We start from the raw sequence: 15268 nt of genomic DNA, 5'->3' as shown, positions 1-15268 counted from the left end.
GTAATGACAAAGCTTACGTTGAACCGGCTGTGAAGTGCACGCTAGAGCTGCATGACTTTAAGGCGTAGAGCCTGTCGAAGGAAAATGCTCAGTCGTGATCGAAAACGGTATGAGAGAGGGCTGCGCAGGCGTTGCACTGAATCGCGGGCAAAAGAAAGGGCGCTAAAAAGCGCCCTAAAACGATGATGATCTATGGAGTAAGTCCACTTGATCAGAGTGGTATGCCGCAGAATTGGTTCAGTGGCGGCCGACGAACGGTAGTCGGCCGCTGGTGAGCTTCAATTTGCAGGCATCAGCAGTAAACGTTTATTGCCATAGACCTTGTCGAGATTCTGCGATTGGAACGGGAAGCTCATGTAGCTGCCCTTAAGCCAGGCGTCGATGCCGTCTGCGTAATGCTTGCTGGCCGGGTTGCCGGATTGTCCGGAGCTGTTAAGGCCAATCAGGGGCTCTTCGCGGCCGAAGTCGACGACGATGCGCATAGCTGGAATTAGCCAGGTATCGAAGTTCTCGCCCCAGTTGTAAGCCGCCACATTGAGTGTGCCGTGGTCACCGCCCGCAGGATAGGGGCCGCGATCCAGGTAGCCTTTGATGGCGTTGATGCTGGTGCGTTGGCTGGAGCTCATGTATTGCGCCAGTTGGCTGGTTTCGGTGGTCCAGTTGTAGGTATGCAACTTGCCCCACTGCCAAGCGCTGCGCTCACTGCCCAATTTGGTTTCCAGCTGGGTGACGGCGCCGGCCAGGCTGCGTGCCAAGATGGTTGGTTTATCTTCGCGCTGCGCCGTGCGGGTGTCATTCCAGAACGGGCTGTCTTCGCGGCCGAGCAAATGATCGGCCTGAGCGGAGTAGGAGTTATTAGCGGTATCGACCAGGGCTTTCCAGGCCGGCGTGCTGTCGGGGCCGAGCTCGTCGAGGAAGGTCTCCCGTGCGCTCTGGTGGAGGAACGCACTGTAGAGCGCGGCGTCCGCTGATGTTGCGGCCATTTTGCCGTCAAACTTCATCAATCGGTCATGCGCTTCGCGTGCCTTGCTGCGTTCGATGGCGGGTAATGCATCGATGGCGGCTTTCAGGCCTTCCGCCATACCCGGTGCGCTGAACATATTTTGCAGTTTGGCGACAAAAGGCGAGGTCTGGTCGTATTGCATGGCAATCATGCTTTGGGTGTCATGCCTGCCCGTTGCCGCCAGCGCGGCGATACGTTCGGCGCGTTCCGGGTAGAACCAGGAGTTGGACAGCTGCATGCCATAACCGCGCGGTACAGTGCGGTGGTTGGCGGTGCCTAGCCAGCCATCTGGCGGGTCCTGATCGTAGGGGTGCAGCATCGGGTCGGCGAAGCCGTCCCAGTCATACTGGCTGTCCCAGCCGGGGGAGGGCATCAGGCCCAGCCCTGAGCGGCGGTTGGGGAAGCGCCCGGTAACTTGCCAGCCGATATGCTGCGCATCGGCGAAGACAATGTTCAATGGCATGGCGCGTACTTCACGGGTGGCCTCGAAGGCTTGCTCGACTGATTGCGCTCGCGACAGGTCGAAGAAAGCGTCCAAGGTCTTGTCAGCTTCAAACTGCGTAGTTTTCAGGGCCAAACCGTAGCGACTGTTCAGCTGCATGGGTTGCAGCATGTGTTTGCGTTCGCCCAGTACCGAGTTCAGCAGCGGGCCGTGGCGGGTTTCGAAAATGGTTTCGCGAATCGGCCGCTCACCTTTGATAAAGAAGGTTTCCTGGCGTTCCTGCGCCGGTAGCCATTTGCCGTCGGCTAGGTAGTGCAGGCGGCCACCTTGCTGCTTGACCTGCTCAAGGAACAGGTCCTGGTTGTCGCCCATGACCATGGTCATGCCCCAGCCCAGTTTGCCGTTGAAGCCAGCGACCACCGCCGGTACGCCTGCAATCGACACGCCCGCTGCCTGGTATTTGGGTGAGCGAATTTGTACGAAATTCCACACGGACGGCATCGATAGCGGTAGGTGGGTATCGTTGGCCAACAGGCTTTTGCCGCTGCGCGTACGTTGCGGGGCAAAGGCCCAATTATTGGAGGCAGCCACACCGAGCATATGAGCGTCAGCAAACTGGCTGACAGCGGCGCTGACATCACTCAAGCCCGCCAGTTGACCGTTGAGGTCGAGTCCTTTGAGTTTGGCTGCTTCTTCCAAGGGTAACGGCTCATCGGGGTAGGTTGGCAGCAGCCAGGCAAGCTGCTCGCTCCCGACCTTCTGCGCCAGTACCAAAGAGGCTATTTCTTCCTGCAGGTTGACTGCTAGGCCGAAATTCAGGAGGCAGAACACCAGTACCGAGTCTTCAGCCTTCCAGTACGCCGGGCGGTAGCCAGACTCGGCCAGGTCCATTGGCAGCTTGTCGCGGTAGCGGAAGAGGTAGGCGTTGACCCCGCGGGCATAGACCTCGAAGAATTTTTTAATCCGAGGCGAGGCGTTGCTGTAGAGCACTTCAGCGCTTTTTTTCAGGTTAACCGCGCGCATGAAACGGTCCATTTCCAGCACGCCTGGGCCGGCCATCTCTGCCAGCCGGCCTTCAGCCATCAGCCGTAGGCCAACCATTTGGCTAAGCCGATCGCTAGCGTGCACGTAGCCCAAGGCGAACAACGCGTCATGAAAGGTGGTGGTTTCGATTAGTGGCATACCCAGCGGATTGCGGCGAATCACCACGCTTTGCGCCAGGCCCTTGACCCGCACGATGCCCTGATCCGGGTGCACGCTGTCGCTGTAGCGGCTGTTCAGAAATGACTGACAGCCCGTAAGCGCGACGACGGCCGTCAGTAAGGCGGCGAGACTTAGATGGGCCATGGGGCGTAACGCGCGCGCTAGCATGCAGCAGGCTCCTTGCGGATGGAAAACGGTCGGTTGGGGTGTGCGCTTTCCAAAAGCGTAAGCGCGCAGGTGAGGAGGTACTAAGTTAGCCAGCCGCCATGCACCTGACAAGGCGCATGGCGAGTGAGTCAGGCGCTTTGCCGCAACGGCGGTAAAGCCTCATCAAGCAGCCAACGAGCGGCGGCGCGGGCGGCGGCCTTGTGCTGCAACTCAAGCTCACTGAAACGTTGCTCATACTGACGGCGTACGCTTCTTTCAAGCGCTTTCCAGTCGGCGTGGGTCGGCACCTGGGCGGTGGCGGTGAACAGCAAGTGAAAAACCTCACAGCGCGGGTCCTGACTGAGGCTGCTGTCGTAGTTATCCAGCAATACCTTGATCCGAATAGCACCTTCAATCAGCGGAAGCTGACCCTCAAGTAAGCTGCTGGCAAGGATGCGCAGATCACCACCGATGCGTTCGCGCTGTGTATTGAGTGCCTGAGTCTGGATTTTTTCCTGGGCCCAGACCCGCCGCCACAGATGCAGGGCGTAGAGCGCGAGCGCGGCAATCAATACAGCACTGCCAAGCAGGACAAGCAGCGTGAGGTTGTTCATCACAGGCTTATGCGCCGTGGCATTTCTTGAATTTCTTTTCGCTACCGCATGGGCATGGGTCGTTGCGGCCAACGTCTTTCAAGGCGTTGCGCGCAGGTTCCTGGTGGCCGTGGTTGCAGTGCGGGCCATGCACGTGGCCGTGATCATGGCTGTGTGCGTGATCGTGGTCGTGGTTGCAGTCAGGGCCGTGGACGTGTTCTTGCTGGGTCATGCGAGTTACTCCGGGATGTAATCGCCGGGAATTATCTCGCCATTGCGCGACATGTGCACGCTCTGTCCGAAAAGCCAGCCGGTTTTTACTGCACCTTGAAGGCGGTAAGGGATGGGCTGGTCCGGTTTATCCAGGGCCTTGACGATCTGTCGCAGGTGGCGCCAAAGGTTGGTGCGCACCGGTATGGAAAAGTTGTGGTGGCCATGGGCCGGAACTGTAAAAGAAACGCTCGATTCGCCTTCAGCCAGTTTTACCTGATTCAGATGCACCAAATAGTCCATCCCGCGGACAGGCAGGCTGAAATTATTGGGGTTATCGATGCGAAAGCGCAGCGTGAAATGCTGCTCCAACAGCTTGGCTTTAACGACGTCGACTTTAACGAGGCGTACTTCGGGCGACTTCAGATCGCCTGGAGAGGAGCATCCGCTAAGGCCTGACAGAAGGCCAAAAAACATCAATAGGCTGAGAATTCTTATCGTTTGCGCCTGATAAAACATTGCATACTCCGAATGACGTATCAGTGTAACAAGCAAGTGCTTGGCTGCCACCTGTTGTGACGGTAAAAAAACCTGCGCCATACTGAGCAACGAATAGGACAGGAGTATGACCATGGCTCGCTACGAAATTGCCTTCAGTGCGCAGCTGGTTCCGGGTGCCCAGTTGGAACTGGTGAAGGCCAACCTGGCCAAGCTGTTTCAAGCGGATGAACAGCGCCTGGCGTTGCTGTTCTCGGGGCGACGGATCGTGATCAAAAGCAACTTGGATGCTGCGGGTGCGGAAAAATACCGCTCGACCCTGGAGCGGGCGGGCGCCGTGGCTGAAGTGGCTTGCCTAGATGATGAGATCGAGGAAATCGAGTTGACTGCGCCGCCGGCGATGGCCGTCACGCCGGTTGTGTCTCCGGCTGCTGCATCAGTGCAGGCGGGAAGTGGCCAGCCTGCTGGGCGCCTGAAGGTCGCGCCGCGAGATGAGTACATGGCCGCATTTAGCGAAGTTGATGCTCCGGATTTTGGCATTGCGCCACTGGGCGACGACGTTCAGGACGGCAAACCGCAGGTGCAGGCGCCAGCCCTAGACCTGTCGCAGTTCAGCTTGGCGCCGCCCGGCAGTGACATGGGTGAGGCTAAAAAAGCCCCAGCCGGACCACCACCGGATATTTCTCATCTGAAACTGCAGGATTAGCCTGCTATGCGCTGAGAGTCCCAGGAGGAGGCTCTCGGCTAAACACTGGGTATCAGTGATCAGAAATAACTCGCACAGCACTTCTTGAATTTCAGTCCACTGGCGCACGGGCAAGTATCGTTGCGGCCAAGTTTCAGCTCAACTGTAGGGTCAATGAAATACCAGTGGCCGTTATTGCACACAAATGCCGAGCGTTCGCGGTGGTTGTGTGTGCCGCTTTCATCACGCCAGTGCGCGGTAAAGGTGACGTAGGCGTGCTGCGGTTCGCCTTCGATCAGCTGCGCTTCTTCAACCTCAAGCCCGAGCCAGGTGCTGCCCAGGCTCCAGGCCAAGATGGCGTCACGGTCGAGGCCAGCTTGCTGGGCAGCAAGTGTGCTGCGCACCAGATAATCGATCAGTCCCAGGGCGTAGGCGCTATAGCGTGAGCGCATCAACGCTTCTGCGCTAGGGGCTGGTATGCCTGCGTGATAACGACCGCAGCAGGATGCCAGCGGTTTGTCGCTGCCGCATGGGCAAGGTGTGCTGCTCATGGCTTTACCACCAGTACTTGCCAAAATTCTCCGGGTTGGCCCAGAACTTGGCGTTCAGCCAGTCAGGTACTTGCTTGTATTCCAGCAGGTCGTAGGTGAATAGATTGAGCGTCTGCTCATCGCGCTGGAAACGTTCACTAGCCTGAAGAGCCAAGGCAAAGAAGTCGGTTTCTTGCCACTCACAGGCCTGCAGATCGACCAGCACAGCCATTCGGCTGGCATTCAGGTTGCGAATTCCCCCAAGCAGCTCCAGCCCGGTACGTTTTGGCAGGTGTTCAAGGCAGTCGACAATCAGCGCCAGATCGAAACGTTGGGCGGCTACTTCATTGGATAGAACGCCTGCATCCGCGTGTACCAAGTGGCAACTTGGATGAGCCTGAATAAATGCATCAATGGCAGGTAGTTTTCGGCTACCGACTACCAACAGGCGTTCTGGCGTGTAGCGTGCCAACAGGGCGGCAAGGGCTTGCTGGGGTGTTCGGGTGGACGGGGTTGCAGGCATAACGGCTCCTCGCTCAAGTGTGCAAAGACTAACGTGCTGCAGTAATGCGGCCTAGTGCGGATCGTGCTAGTAATGTGTTTGCATATTCTCTGGCATATTTTGTTGCTGGCGTCTTTACTTCGTCAGTATCGGTTTTTGCCGATTTACCAATAGGAGACGTATATATGAGCATCACCAGGAAAGCATTACCCCTGATTGTCGCGAGTACCTTTTTGACCGGTTGTGCCGGGCTACAAAAAACGGATTGGCCAACCTGTGCCGCAATCGGCGGTGTAGGTGGTGCTGCTCTGGGCGCTATTGAAAGCTCCTCGTGGGCCGGTGGTGGTGCCGTCGTAGGTGCCGGCATGGCAGCTGCATATTGCTGGGTGCATGGCGCCAGCGATGAGCAGGTTGTTGTGGTTGAAGAAGTGGTTGAAGAAGTTGTCGTTGCTGAACCAGCTGAAGCCGTACGTGTAGAGCTGGACGTCAAGTTCGACTTCGACAAGGCTCAGGTCAAACCAGAAAGCTACGGTGACATCAAAAACCTGGCTGACTTCCTCACTCAATACCCACAAACCACCACCGTGGTTGAAGGTCATACCGACTCCGTCGGTAGCGACGCATACAACCAGACCCTGTCCGAGCGTCGTGCCAATGCGGTGCGTGATGTACTGGTTAACCAGTACGGCGTAGGCAGCGATCGCGTTAACGCTGTGGGCTATGGCGAAACTCGTCCGGTTGCGGACAACGCCAGCGCTGATGGTCGTGCCGTGAACCGCCGCGTAGAAGCTGAAGTAGAAGCTCGTCCTTGATCGTCTGACTCCAGACGTTCTGAAGAAAACAAGCCAGGCCCTCTAGGGGTCTGGCTTGTTTAGCTTCCAGGGTAGGTCTTTACTCCTAAGTTACCGGCAGTAGCCGGTATTACAGGAGATTCCTACCATGAGAGTTAGATCCATCATGGGGCTAGCCCCCATTCTCTTGGTCAGCAGTGTTCTTTCAGGTTGCGTCACAACTTCCAGTACGGGAGATGCGCCGCTCAACCAAGGGAACTGGCCCCTGTGCAGTGCGATTGGCGGTCTGACCGGTGCAGGTCTGGGCGCAATCGAAAGTTCTACGTGGGCAGCAGGTGGGGCGGTGGCCGGTGCGGTCATTGGCACGCTGATTTGTTACGCCCAGGATGGTGATGAAGACGACGACGGCGTGTTTGACCGTCGTGACCGTTGCCCAGGAACCCCGCCTAATACACCGGTTCACCATAACGGCTGCCCGTTCAAGGAATATGCCGGTACGCCTGCCGAAGCAGAGCCTGAGTCCATTGAAATGGTGGAGTCGGTTCGGGTAGAGCTGGATGTTAAGTTCGATTTCAACAAGTCCGATGTTAAAGAAGACAGCCAGGCCGATATCAAAAGTCTTGCTGACTTCATGAAGCAGTACCCGCAAACCACCACGACTGTTGAAGGGCATACCGATGCGGTAGGCAGTGATGCATACAACCAGGGACTTTCCGAGCGGCGGGCGAATGCTGTGCGTGATGTACTGGTCAATCAACATGGTATCGAAAGCAGCAGGGTTTCGTCGGTCGGCTATGGTGAATCGCGACCGGTAGCGGATAACGATACTGACTCCGGGCGTGCAATTAATCGTCGTGTTGAGGCGGAGGTTGAAGCGCAGCCGTAACCGACGTGATGCGCTGTCAAGCCGTTGCGAAGCCATCTGCTATGTTCGCAACGGCCTAATAGCGAAGCGTAGTTTTAAACCAGTAAAAGCTGTGAAGGTATTCGTTCCCCATGGTTTTTACTGGTCTTCTGGCAGCTCACTCCCAAAGCAGATAAGGTGCAGCGAAATAAAAAACTGCCGGGGGCGGATATGAAGGTATTTCTGACGTTGGGTAAGGTGCTGACGGCATTATTCTGGGGTGTTGTACTGGCAAACCTGCTGCAGCCCTTTGCACAACCCTTTGCGCTTCTGTTGAACGGCGCTGGGGCTTTTATTCTGCTGATCCATGCCCTTGAACTGTGGTTTTTTAGCAAGCGCATCGCCGCTTGCCCCAAACCGGCTCACGAGCGTGTGCACGTCATGCTGTTCGGCGTGTTTCAGTTGCTTGGGCTGCCCGCTGAGCCAGTAGCCGAGCCTGAGCCAGCGCAGCAGATGGAGGCCGAAAATGCGTAAGCTCATCGTCCTCGCTGCGCTGTTCAGTCCGCTGGCATTAGCCCAGGCGGTGATTGAAGTTGATTCCCATGCGGTTATGCGTCTACCCAGCACTACCAGCGTGTTGCTGTTAGACCGTTTGGTGATTGCCGATAATGGCACCTTGCTGATTCCATCCGGCTTGACCGAAATTCGTGTCGCACAGCTGCACCTGGGGCGTGACGCGCGGCTGGCGATTGCCCCTGGTGATCAGGTGTTGCGCCTTGAAATTGAAACCGCCGATATTGCCAGTGGCGCACAGATCAGCGCGCGTGGCGCACGCGGCAGTGCTGAAAAGCCGGCGTTGCCGGGACGCAACCTGAGTCTGCGACTGCAGGCCGTTACCCTGGAAAATTTAGTGCTGGATGCCCGCGGCGGCACAGGTGCGCCAGGCTATGCAGGTCTAGCTGGTGCTGATGGCAAGCCAGGTGGCTGCACCTGGGGTGAAGCCAGTCGCGGTCATGATGGTTTGAATGGGGGCGACGGACAGCCGGGTGCTGCCGGTGCGCAGGTGCGCTTGGAGGTGCCACAGGATTTCCCTGTTGAGCAGGTACAGGTGCGTTTGGATGGCGGCAGTGGCGGTCAGCCGGGCGCGCCTGGTGCAGGCGGTCAAGGCGGCGTGAGCAAGGGTTGCTGGTTGTACAGCACCGATGGCGCTCGCGACGGCAAGCCAGGGCAAGCAGGGCGGGCTGGTGAGCCAGGCCCTGCAGGTGCGCTGAATATCGTGCAGTTCTAAGCTGCTTTGAGGGCCAGCCGCTGCCCGAAAGCAGCGGCTGCGTAAGCAGGTTTAGAGCGAAGGGCGCAGGCCCGCGATTGTTACCACCAACAATCCCAGCAACAAGTTGATACCAACCAGTCGTCGAATACGCCCAAGCACGGCGCCACCATTCGGCCAATCCTCTGCCGCCACGGAGCGGCGTAACTCAGGCAGTTGCAGTGCCTGAATCCGCAGAAACAGCGCCAGCATGGCGATATACAGCCCCATCATGATGTGCACGTAGCGCGGTGCGGTATCGAAGCCGCTGAAGCGCAGGTGCAGCATGCCTACACCAGTGACCGGCAGCACAATCACTGCCGCCCATACCCAGTAGAAAAACCGTGGGAAGACCTCCAGCCAGAGTTTCAGGCGCGGTGGGGCTTCCAGGGCGGCGACTGCGGCTGGGCGCAGGATCATCCACGCGAAGAACATACCGCCCACCCAGATTAGGGCTGCGAGCAGATGCAGGCTGTAGACGAAAGCGTATGGGGTCATGCAAGCACTCCTGTTGGTTGAGGCGCTATTTGCGATCTGCGGCGCGTCGGCCCTGCAGCGATAGATACAGGCTCTCGCTCGCGAGTTCGTAAACAGGGCCTAAGCGATTCAGCGCTGGATCGATTAGCGCGCTATGATAGCCGCCGATTACAAACACTGAAAATTTATCCAGCCTTTTCGCGCCAAGATCCCATGCTCAGTACCGAACTCAAGTCCCAGATCCAGGGCGCCTATTCCCGTTTTCTCGAAGCCAAGTCGCTCAAACCGCGTTACGGCCAGCGCCTGATGATTGCTGAAATCGCCAAGGTGCTGGGTGCGATCAAGACTGACGACGAAGGCCGGCGCCTGGGTGATCCCGCGGTGGTCGCGGTTGAGGCCGGCACCGGTACGGGCAAGACCGTGGCATACAGCCTGGCGGCGATTCCCACTGCCAAGGCGGCGTGCAAGCGCTTGGTGATCGCCACGGCCACCGTGGCCCTGCAAGAGCAGATCGTGCACAAGGATCTGCCTGATCTGATGCGCAATAGCGGGCTGAATTTCAGCTTCGCCCTGGCCAAGGGTCGAGGCCGTTATCTGTGTCTATCCAAGCTGGATATTCTGCTGCAGGAAGGCCAGGCGCAGAGCGCCACCGCCCAGTTGTTCGAGGAAGAAGGCTTCAAGATCGATGTGGATGAGCAGAGCCAGAAGCTCTTCACCACGATGATCGAAAAACTCGCCGGCAATAAATGGGATGGCGACCGTGACAGCTGGCCGGAAGAGCTGGAAGACACGCGCTGGTCGCAACTGACCACAGATCACAGCCAATGCACCAACCGCCATTGTCCGAACTTTCAACAATGCGCCTTCTACAAGGCACGCGAGGGCATGGGTAAGGTCGACGTCATCGTCACCAACCATGACATGGTCCTGGCCGATCTGGCCCTCGGCGGCGGGGCGGTGCTGCCGGACCCGCGCGACACCCTTTACGTGTTCGACGAAGGCCATCACCTGCCTGATAAAGCCATTGGCCATTTCGCCCACTTTACCCGTTTGCGTTCGACTGCCGATTGGCTGATCCAGATCGACAAGAATCTGACCAAGTTGCTGGCGCAGAACCCGCTGCCCGGGGATCTAGGTAGGCTGATCGAGCAGGTGCCGGAATTGGCGCGGGAGCTTAAAACCCAGCAGCAATTTATGTTCGCCGCCTGTGAGCAGGTGGCCGACTTCAAACCGGGCGAGGATATGCAGGGCCGCGAGCGGCCGCGCCATCGCTTTATCGGCGGGGTGGTGCCGGAGCACTTGACCGAGCTGGGCCTGGAGCTGAAAAAGGGTTTTTCCAAGCTCAATGATCTGTTCACTGGCGTAACAGAACAGCTCAAGGAGGCCATGGATGGTGAGGGCTCTGTCGGTATCGCCAGTCACCAGGCCGAGGAATGGTACCCGCTGTTCGGCAGCCTGCTGGCGCGGGCCAAGGGCAATTGGGAGCTGTGGCTGGCCTTTACCGCTGAAGACCCGGAGGAAAGCCCGCCCATGGCGCGTTGGCTGACCCTGGCCGATAGCGGTGCACTGTTTGATATCGAGGTTAACGCCAGCCCGATCCTGGCGGCGGAAACCCTGCGACGTAATCTGTGGAATGTCGCCTATGGCGCCCTAGTGACTTCGGCCACCTTGACGGCGTTGGGCACCTTTGATCGCTACCGCATGCGCGCCGGCCTGCCGAAAGTGGCAGTTACCACCGTGGTGCCGAGCCCGTTCCATCACGCCGACGCCGGTGTGCTGCGGGTACCCAATCTGAACGCCGATCCGCGTGATGCGGTGGCTCACACGGCGGCGATTATCCGCGAGTTGCCCGGCCTGGTTGAGGGTTCTCGTGGCACCCTGGTGCTGTTTTCGTCGCGCAAGCAGATGCAGGAAGTCTTCGACGGCCTGGAGCGCGACTGGCGCAAGCGGGTATTTATCCAGGGCAACCTGTCCAAGCAGGAAACTTTGAATAAGCACAAGGCGCGGGTCGACAGCGGTGAGGAAAGCGTACTGTTTGGCCTGGCCAGCTTTGCCGAAGGTGTCGATCTGCCGGGTGCCTACTGCGAGCATGTAGTGATCGCCAAGATACCCTTCGCCGTGCCAGATGACCCGGTGGAAGCGGCCTTGGCCGAGTGGATCGAAGCGCGCGGTGGCAACCCCTTTATGGAAATTGCCGTTCCGGACGCTTCGCTACGTCTGGTGCAGGCCTGCGGCCGATTGCTGCGCACCGAAGCGGATCGCGGCATTATTACGCTGCTGGACCGGCGTGTGGTCACCCAGCGCTACGGCAAGTCGATTCTTAATGCTTTGCCGCCATTTCGTCGGGAAATCAGTTAACACTTCACTGGCTCGGCAACTCATCACGCCATGTCGGTTCCAAGTGACGCGTAAACAACGTCTTGGTAAACATCAGGACCTGAATTTGGCCTTGGGCATTGCTGCCCAAGGTGGTTGAAACAATGGGGGAGTGTGGTTCGTGAAGGGTAAGCGCAGGCTGCAAACGGCTGTTCTGGTATCAGCGCTCGCGGGCTTTATCGGTGCAGCCATGGCGAAAGAGTCGCAGGAGCTGTTCAACTTTGTGCGGCCGATGGATGTTGTGCAGGTCACCACGCAAGATGCTGACCTGCCTAATCGGATTGGCGAACCGACGCCGCAAGGCGAGGTGCTGCGCCGTGTGACCTTTCACCCCGCTGCACAGCCGAGTGTGAAGCTGACTCCGCAAGGCGGCAGCTGGGACTGGTCGCAGCAAACTCAAATGAGCCTGCGTGTGCAGAACGCCATGGATTGGGCGCTGACCCTGGATGTGCTGATCGAGAGCACGGATGGTCAACGCCTGAGTTCGCGCATTGCCCTGCCTGCCGGTCCCGCGCAAACCCTGTTGATACCCTTACAAGCCACGTCGCCCCGTGATCACGGCATGCGCGCCGGTGTACCGATGCCCTGGACGCACAAGGGCCAGCGGCTGCTGTTGGCGGACACCGTCACGGGAGCGCTGGACCTGAGCAAGGTCAGCGCGGTTACCCTGTCCATGCCGCAGCCGAAAGCCGCGCAACATATTCTGATCAGCCAGTTTGGCGTGAGCACTGAGAAGTTTTCGGCGGCGGCCTATGCCGGTATTGTCGATAGTTATGGCCAGTACACACGGGCCGATTGGCCGGGCAAGGTCAAGAACGACGAGCAATTGCAGCAGGCTGTAGCCCAGGAGCAGAAGCAATTGCATACCTGGCTGGCTGAACGCCCTGCGCAGGACAAGTTTGCAGGCTGGACCGGTGGGATGCCGTTTGAGGCGAGCGGCTTCTTTCGCACCGAGAAACGCGACGGCCGTTGGTATCTGGTAACGCCAGAGGGCCATCCGTTCTACTCGCTAGGCGTCAATGCGGTCACCGCGCAGCAGAGCGCTACTTACGTTGAGGGGCGTGAGGCGATGTTTGCCGGCTTGCCGCAACCGGGTGAGGCGCTGGCTGCCTATTTCGGCACGTCCGACAGCCGCAGCGACACCGGCGCCAACCAGGGCCGGGCTTTTGCCAGCGGGCGCTGGTTCGATTTCTACAAGGCCAACCTGCAGCGCAGCTATGGCCAGGTTGACCCCGCGGCCTGGCGTACGCTGAGCCAGGATCGTTTGCAGGCCTGGGGTTTCAATACCCTAGGGAACTGGAGCGAGCCGGCCTTTGGCAGCGATACCCGCATGCCGTTCAGCATCCCGCTGTCGATTCATGGCGATTACGCCACCATCAGCACCGGCGTCGATTGGTGGGGCGCGATGCCTGATCCATTCGACCCGCGTTTTGCCATGGCCACCGAGCGCGCAGTGGCGATTGCTTCGCGCGATCACCGCGACAATCCCTGGCTGCTCGGTTATTTCGCTGATAACGAACTGGCCTGGGCTGGCCCGGCGGATGACCCCAACGGCCGTTACGCCCTGGCGTACGCCACGCTGCGCCTGACCACCGATGTGCCGGCCAAGCGCGCCTTCCTCAAGCAGCTGCGCGACAAGTATCGCAATCAGAATGGCCTGTCCCGCGCCTGGGGTATCGAGCTGCCGGCCTGGGAGCTGATGGAAGATCCGGGCTTTAAGGCGCCGCTGCCAAGCGCCGAGTACCCGGCCATCGAGAAAGACATGCAGGCATTCTTGCGTCTGTATGCCGAGACCTACTTCAAGACCATCGCCGACTCGCTTGATTGGCACGCGCCCAATCACTTGCTGCTGGGTGGTCGTTTCGCCAGCAGTATTCCCGAGGCGGTGAATGCCTGCGCCGAGTTCTGCGATGTATTGAGTTTCAACTTCTATACCCGTGAGCCGCAGCACGGTTATGACTTCGCCATGCTGCGCCAGCTGGACAAGCCGCTGATGGTCACCGAGTTCCACTTCGGCTCGCGTGACCGTGGGCCGTTCTGGGGCGGAGTTGCCGAAGTTTATAAGGAAGAAGAGCGCGGCCCGGCCTATGCGCATTTCCTGGCCAAGGCCCTGGAAGAGCCGCAGATCGTCGGTTTGCACTGGTTCCAGTACCTCGATCAGCCGGTTACCGGGCGTTTGCTGGATGGCGAGAATGGTCATTTGGGCCTGGTTGCCATTACCGATCGCCCTTGGGATGGTTTTGTCAAAGCCGTGCGCAAAGCCAACCTCGATGTGCCTAAGACTCTGCTCAAGCCTGTAACTGCGCCAGTTCCTGCGGCTCCGTAAAGGGCTATTCGCCTAGCTGATAGTAGGATTACCAGCCTTGTGCTGGGTTCACCGCAGGCGTCAGAGCTGAAACAATCTGCCGAACATTTGGCCGAGTATAAAAAGGGGGCAGGGTGGTGCAGATAAAGGGTTATTTCGACCTCAAGTTCGAAGCGCTTAGAGACGCCTTTGCGGCACTGTTCGAGGAACCACAGGAGCGCGGTATGGCGCTCTGCGTGCAGGTCGGCGGTGAAACCGTGGTGGATCTGTGGGCCGGGGTTGCCGACAAGGAGGGTCAGCAGGCCTGGCACAGCGACACCATCCTTAACCTGTTCTCCTGTACCAAGACCTTTACTGCAGTCACCGCCTTGCAACTGGTGGGCGAGGGCAAGCTGGAACTGGATGCGCCAGTCGCACGCTACTGGCCCGAGTTCGGCGCCGCCGGCAAGGACAAGATCACCCTGCGTCACTTGCTCAGCCATCAGGCCGGGCTGCCTGCCTTGCGCGAGATGTTGCCGGCCGAAGCTTTATACGACTGGCATGCGATGACCACGGCTCTGGCCGCTGAACAGCCTTGGTGGCCATTGGGTGAGGGCCACGGTTATGCGCCGATCACCTATGGCTGGCTGGTGGGTGAGGTGTTGCGCCGAGTTGAGGGGCGCGGGCCGGGCGAGTCCATCGTCGCGCGTACGGCCAAGCCCTTGGGGCTGGATTTCCATGTCGGTCTGGCGGATGAAGAGTTCGACCGGGTGGCAATCATCTCCCGTGGCAAGGGCAACTTTGGCGACGCCGCAGCCCAGCGTCTGTTCAAAACCATGATGAGCGAACCAGCGGCCATGAGCACGCGGGCCTTTACCAACCCGCCGTCGATCATGACCAGTACCAATAAGCCTGAGTGGCGGCGCATGCAGCAGCCTGCGGCGAATGGCCATGGTAATGCCCGTAGTCTGGCCGGTTTCTACAGCGGTCTGCTGGATGGTCAGTTGCTGGAAAGCGAGTTGCTGGCCGAGCTGACCCGTGAACACGCGGTCGGTGAAGACAAGACCCTGCTGACCCGCACCCGCTTCGGTCTGGGCTGCATGCTGGATCAGCCCGAGGTTGCCAACGCCACCTATGGCATGGGGTCGCGCGCCTTTGGTCACCCTGGAGCCGGCGGTTCCATTGGCTTTGCTGACCCGGAGCGGGATGTGGCCTTCGGGTTTGTCACCAACAACCTAGGACCGTTCGTCTTGATGGACCCTCGTGCGCAGAAACTTGCGCGTCTATTGGCTGATTGTTTATAGCCAGCTCGGCTAAACTGCTGCGCAACATGGCATGGCCCGCCGCCCGCGCGGGCCACTGACCGGCTTCTTTTTG

Annotated in this window: 14 protein-coding genes and 1 pseudogene; 8 read left to right on the top strand and 7 right to left on the bottom strand. The window is 59.0% G+C overall.

What is annotated here, in order from left to right:
* Positions 1 to 278 precede the first annotated feature (278 nt).
* From HBN63_RS00160 to HBN63_RS00145, 4 genes are all read right to left on the bottom strand, one after another.
* Positions 279 to 2816, bottom strand: a complete 2538-nt coding sequence (locus tag HBN63_RS00160; protein ID WP_170047960.1) for a penicillin acylase family protein — start codon at positions 2814 to 2816, stop codon at positions 279 to 281.
* Positions 2817 to 2944: 128 nt separating this feature from the next.
* Positions 2945 to 3409 (bottom strand): DUF2489 domain-containing protein, encoded by a 465-nt coding sequence (locus tag HBN63_RS00155; protein ID WP_170047959.1) that lies wholly within the window; start codon positions 3407 to 3409, stop codon positions 2945 to 2947.
* Positions 3410 to 3416: 7 nt separating this feature from the next.
* Positions 3417 to 3620 (bottom strand): SEC-C metal-binding domain-containing protein, encoded by a 204-nt coding sequence (locus tag HBN63_RS00150; RefSeq protein ID WP_160087773.1) that lies wholly within the window; start codon positions 3618 to 3620, stop codon positions 3417 to 3419.
* A gap of 5 nt (positions 3621 to 3625) precedes the next feature.
* Positions 3626 to 4117, bottom strand: a complete 492-nt coding sequence (locus tag HBN63_RS00145) for an LEA type 2 family protein (protein WP_090252400.1) — start codon at positions 4115 to 4117, stop codon at positions 3626 to 3628.
* Between the two features lie 112 nt (positions 4118 to 4229).
* On the opposite strand from HBN63_RS00145, the gene HBN63_RS00140 reads away from it, so the two are divergent.
* Positions 4230 to 4802 carry a hypothetical protein gene (locus HBN63_RS00140; protein WP_167145138.1) on the top strand — a complete coding sequence of 191 codons (573 nt, stop codon included), beginning with the start codon at positions 4230 to 4232 and terminating at the stop codon, positions 4800 to 4802.
* A 59-nt stretch (positions 4803 to 4861) separates the two neighbouring features.
* Here HBN63_RS00140 and HBN63_RS00135 read toward each other — a convergent pair whose 3' ends face one another.
* Both HBN63_RS00135 and HBN63_RS00130 read right to left on the bottom strand, forming a co-directional pair.
* A complete protein-coding gene (locus HBN63_RS00135) occupies positions 4862 to 5332 on the bottom strand; it encodes a YchJ family protein (protein ID WP_170047958.1) in 471 nt (156 codons plus the stop codon).
* A 4-nt stretch (positions 5333 to 5336) separates the two neighbouring features.
* Entirely contained in the window at positions 5337 to 5834 is a 498-nt protein-coding gene (locus HBN63_RS00130; RefSeq protein WP_170047957.1) for a DUF6231 family protein, read from the bottom strand.
* Between the two features lie 437 nt (positions 5835 to 6271).
* Between HBN63_RS00130 and HBN63_RS21780 the strand changes: the two are divergent.
* From HBN63_RS21780 to HBN63_RS00110, 4 genes and pseudogenes are all read left to right on the top strand, one after another.
* Positions 6272 to 6625, top strand: a pseudogene (locus HBN63_RS21780) (OmpA family protein); the annotation flags it as partial.
* Positions 6626 to 6752: 127 nt separating this feature from the next.
* Positions 6753 to 7490 (top strand): OmpA family protein, encoded by a 738-nt coding sequence (locus tag HBN63_RS00120; RefSeq protein WP_170047956.1) that lies wholly within the window; start codon positions 6753 to 6755, stop codon positions 7488 to 7490.
* A 189-nt stretch (positions 7491 to 7679) separates the two neighbouring features.
* Positions 7680 to 7982 (top strand): DUF1145 domain-containing protein, encoded by a 303-nt coding sequence (locus HBN63_RS00115; RefSeq protein ID WP_090252415.1) that lies wholly within the window; start codon positions 7680 to 7682, stop codon positions 7980 to 7982.
* Positions 7975 to 8736, top strand: a complete 762-nt coding sequence (locus HBN63_RS00110; RefSeq protein ID WP_170047955.1) for a collagen-like protein — start codon at positions 7975 to 7977, stop codon at positions 8734 to 8736. Before HBN63_RS00115 ends, HBN63_RS00110 begins: the two co-directional genes overlap by 8 nt.
* Positions 8737 to 8787: 51 nt before the next feature.
* On the opposite strand, the gene HBN63_RS00105 is transcribed toward HBN63_RS00110, so the two are convergent.
* Positions 8788 to 9252, bottom strand: a complete 465-nt coding sequence (locus HBN63_RS00105; RefSeq protein ID WP_170047954.1) for a CopD family protein — start codon at positions 9250 to 9252, stop codon at positions 8788 to 8790.
* Between the two features lie 192 nt (positions 9253 to 9444).
* On the opposite strand from HBN63_RS00105, the gene dinG reads away from it, so the two are divergent.
* The 3 genes from dinG (at position 9445) to HBN63_RS00090 (ending at position 15195) form a co-directional block, all read left to right on the top strand.
* Positions 9445 to 11589 (top strand): ATP-dependent DNA helicase DinG, encoded by a 2145-nt coding sequence (gene dinG, locus HBN63_RS00100; RefSeq protein WP_170047953.1) that lies wholly within the window; start codon positions 9445 to 9447, stop codon positions 11587 to 11589.
* A gap of 208 nt (positions 11590 to 11797) precedes the next feature.
* The gene (locus tag HBN63_RS00095; protein ID WP_170047952.1) at positions 11798 to 13933 is read left to right on the top strand and encodes a beta-agarase; all 2136 of its coding nucleotides are present in this window, start codon (positions 11798 to 11800) and stop codon (positions 13931 to 13933) included.
* A gap of 116 nt (positions 13934 to 14049) precedes the next feature.
* On the top strand, positions 14050 to 15195 hold the full coding sequence (locus tag HBN63_RS00090) for a serine hydrolase domain-containing protein (RefSeq protein ID WP_170048236.1): 1146 nt from the start codon (positions 14050 to 14052) through the stop codon (positions 15193 to 15195).
* Positions 15196 to 15268: the final 73 nt, after the last annotated feature.

It is taken from the genome of Pseudomonas sp. WS 5011 (assembly GCF_012985775.1).
Lineage (GTDB): Bacteria > Pseudomonadota > Gammaproteobacteria > Pseudomonadales > Pseudomonadaceae > Aquipseudomonas > Aquipseudomonas peli.
The sequence above is the reverse complement of the archived record's forward strand: the minus strand, read 5'-3'. Positions and strand labels throughout refer to the sequence as shown.

Excerpts from the sequence above, each read along its gene's own strand:
- HBN63_RS00160 (WP_170047960.1), bottom strand. The coding sequence starts at position 2,816 with ATGCTAGCGCGCGCGTTACGCCCCATGGCCCATCTAAGTCTCGCCGCC.
- HBN63_RS00145 (WP_090252400.1), bottom strand. The coding sequence starts at position 4,117 with ATGTTTTATCAGGCGCAAACGATAAGAATTCTCAGCCTATTGATGTTT.
- HBN63_RS00135 (WP_170047958.1), bottom strand. The coding sequence starts at position 5,332 with ATGAGCAGCACACCTTGCCCATGCGGCAGCGACAAACCGCTGGCATCC.
- HBN63_RS00120 (WP_170047956.1), top strand. The coding sequence starts at position 6,753 with ATGAGAGTTAGATCCATCATGGGGCTAGCCCCCATTCTCTTGGTCAGC.
- HBN63_RS00140 (WP_167145138.1), top strand. The coding sequence starts at position 4,230 with ATGGCTCGCTACGAAATTGCCTTCAGTGCGCAGCTGGTTCCGGGTGCC.
- HBN63_RS00110 (WP_170047955.1), top strand. The coding sequence starts at position 7,975 with ATGCGTAAGCTCATCGTCCTCGCTGCGCTGTTCAGTCCGCTGGCATTA.
- dinG (WP_170047953.1), top strand. The coding sequence starts at position 9,445 with ATGCTCAGTACCGAACTCAAGTCCCAGATCCAGGGCGCCTATTCCCGT.
- HBN63_RS00115 (WP_090252415.1), top strand. The coding sequence starts at position 7,680 with ATGAAGGTATTTCTGACGTTGGGTAAGGTGCTGACGGCATTATTCTGG.
- HBN63_RS00150 (WP_160087773.1), bottom strand. The coding sequence starts at position 3,620 with ATGACCCAGCAAGAACACGTCCACGGCCCTGACTGCAACCACGACCAC.
- HBN63_RS00130 (WP_170047957.1), bottom strand. The coding sequence starts at position 5,834 with ATGCCTGCAACCCCGTCCACCCGAACACCCCAGCAAGCCCTTGCCGCC.
- HBN63_RS00095 (WP_170047952.1), top strand. The coding sequence starts at position 11,798 with ATGGCGAAAGAGTCGCAGGAGCTGTTCAACTTTGTGCGGCCGATGGAT.
- HBN63_RS00105 (WP_170047954.1), bottom strand. The coding sequence starts at position 9,252 with ATGACCCCATACGCTTTCGTCTACAGCCTGCATCTGCTCGCAGCCCTA.
- HBN63_RS00155 (WP_170047959.1), bottom strand. The coding sequence starts at position 3,409 with ATGAACAACCTCACGCTGCTTGTCCTGCTTGGCAGTGCTGTATTGATT.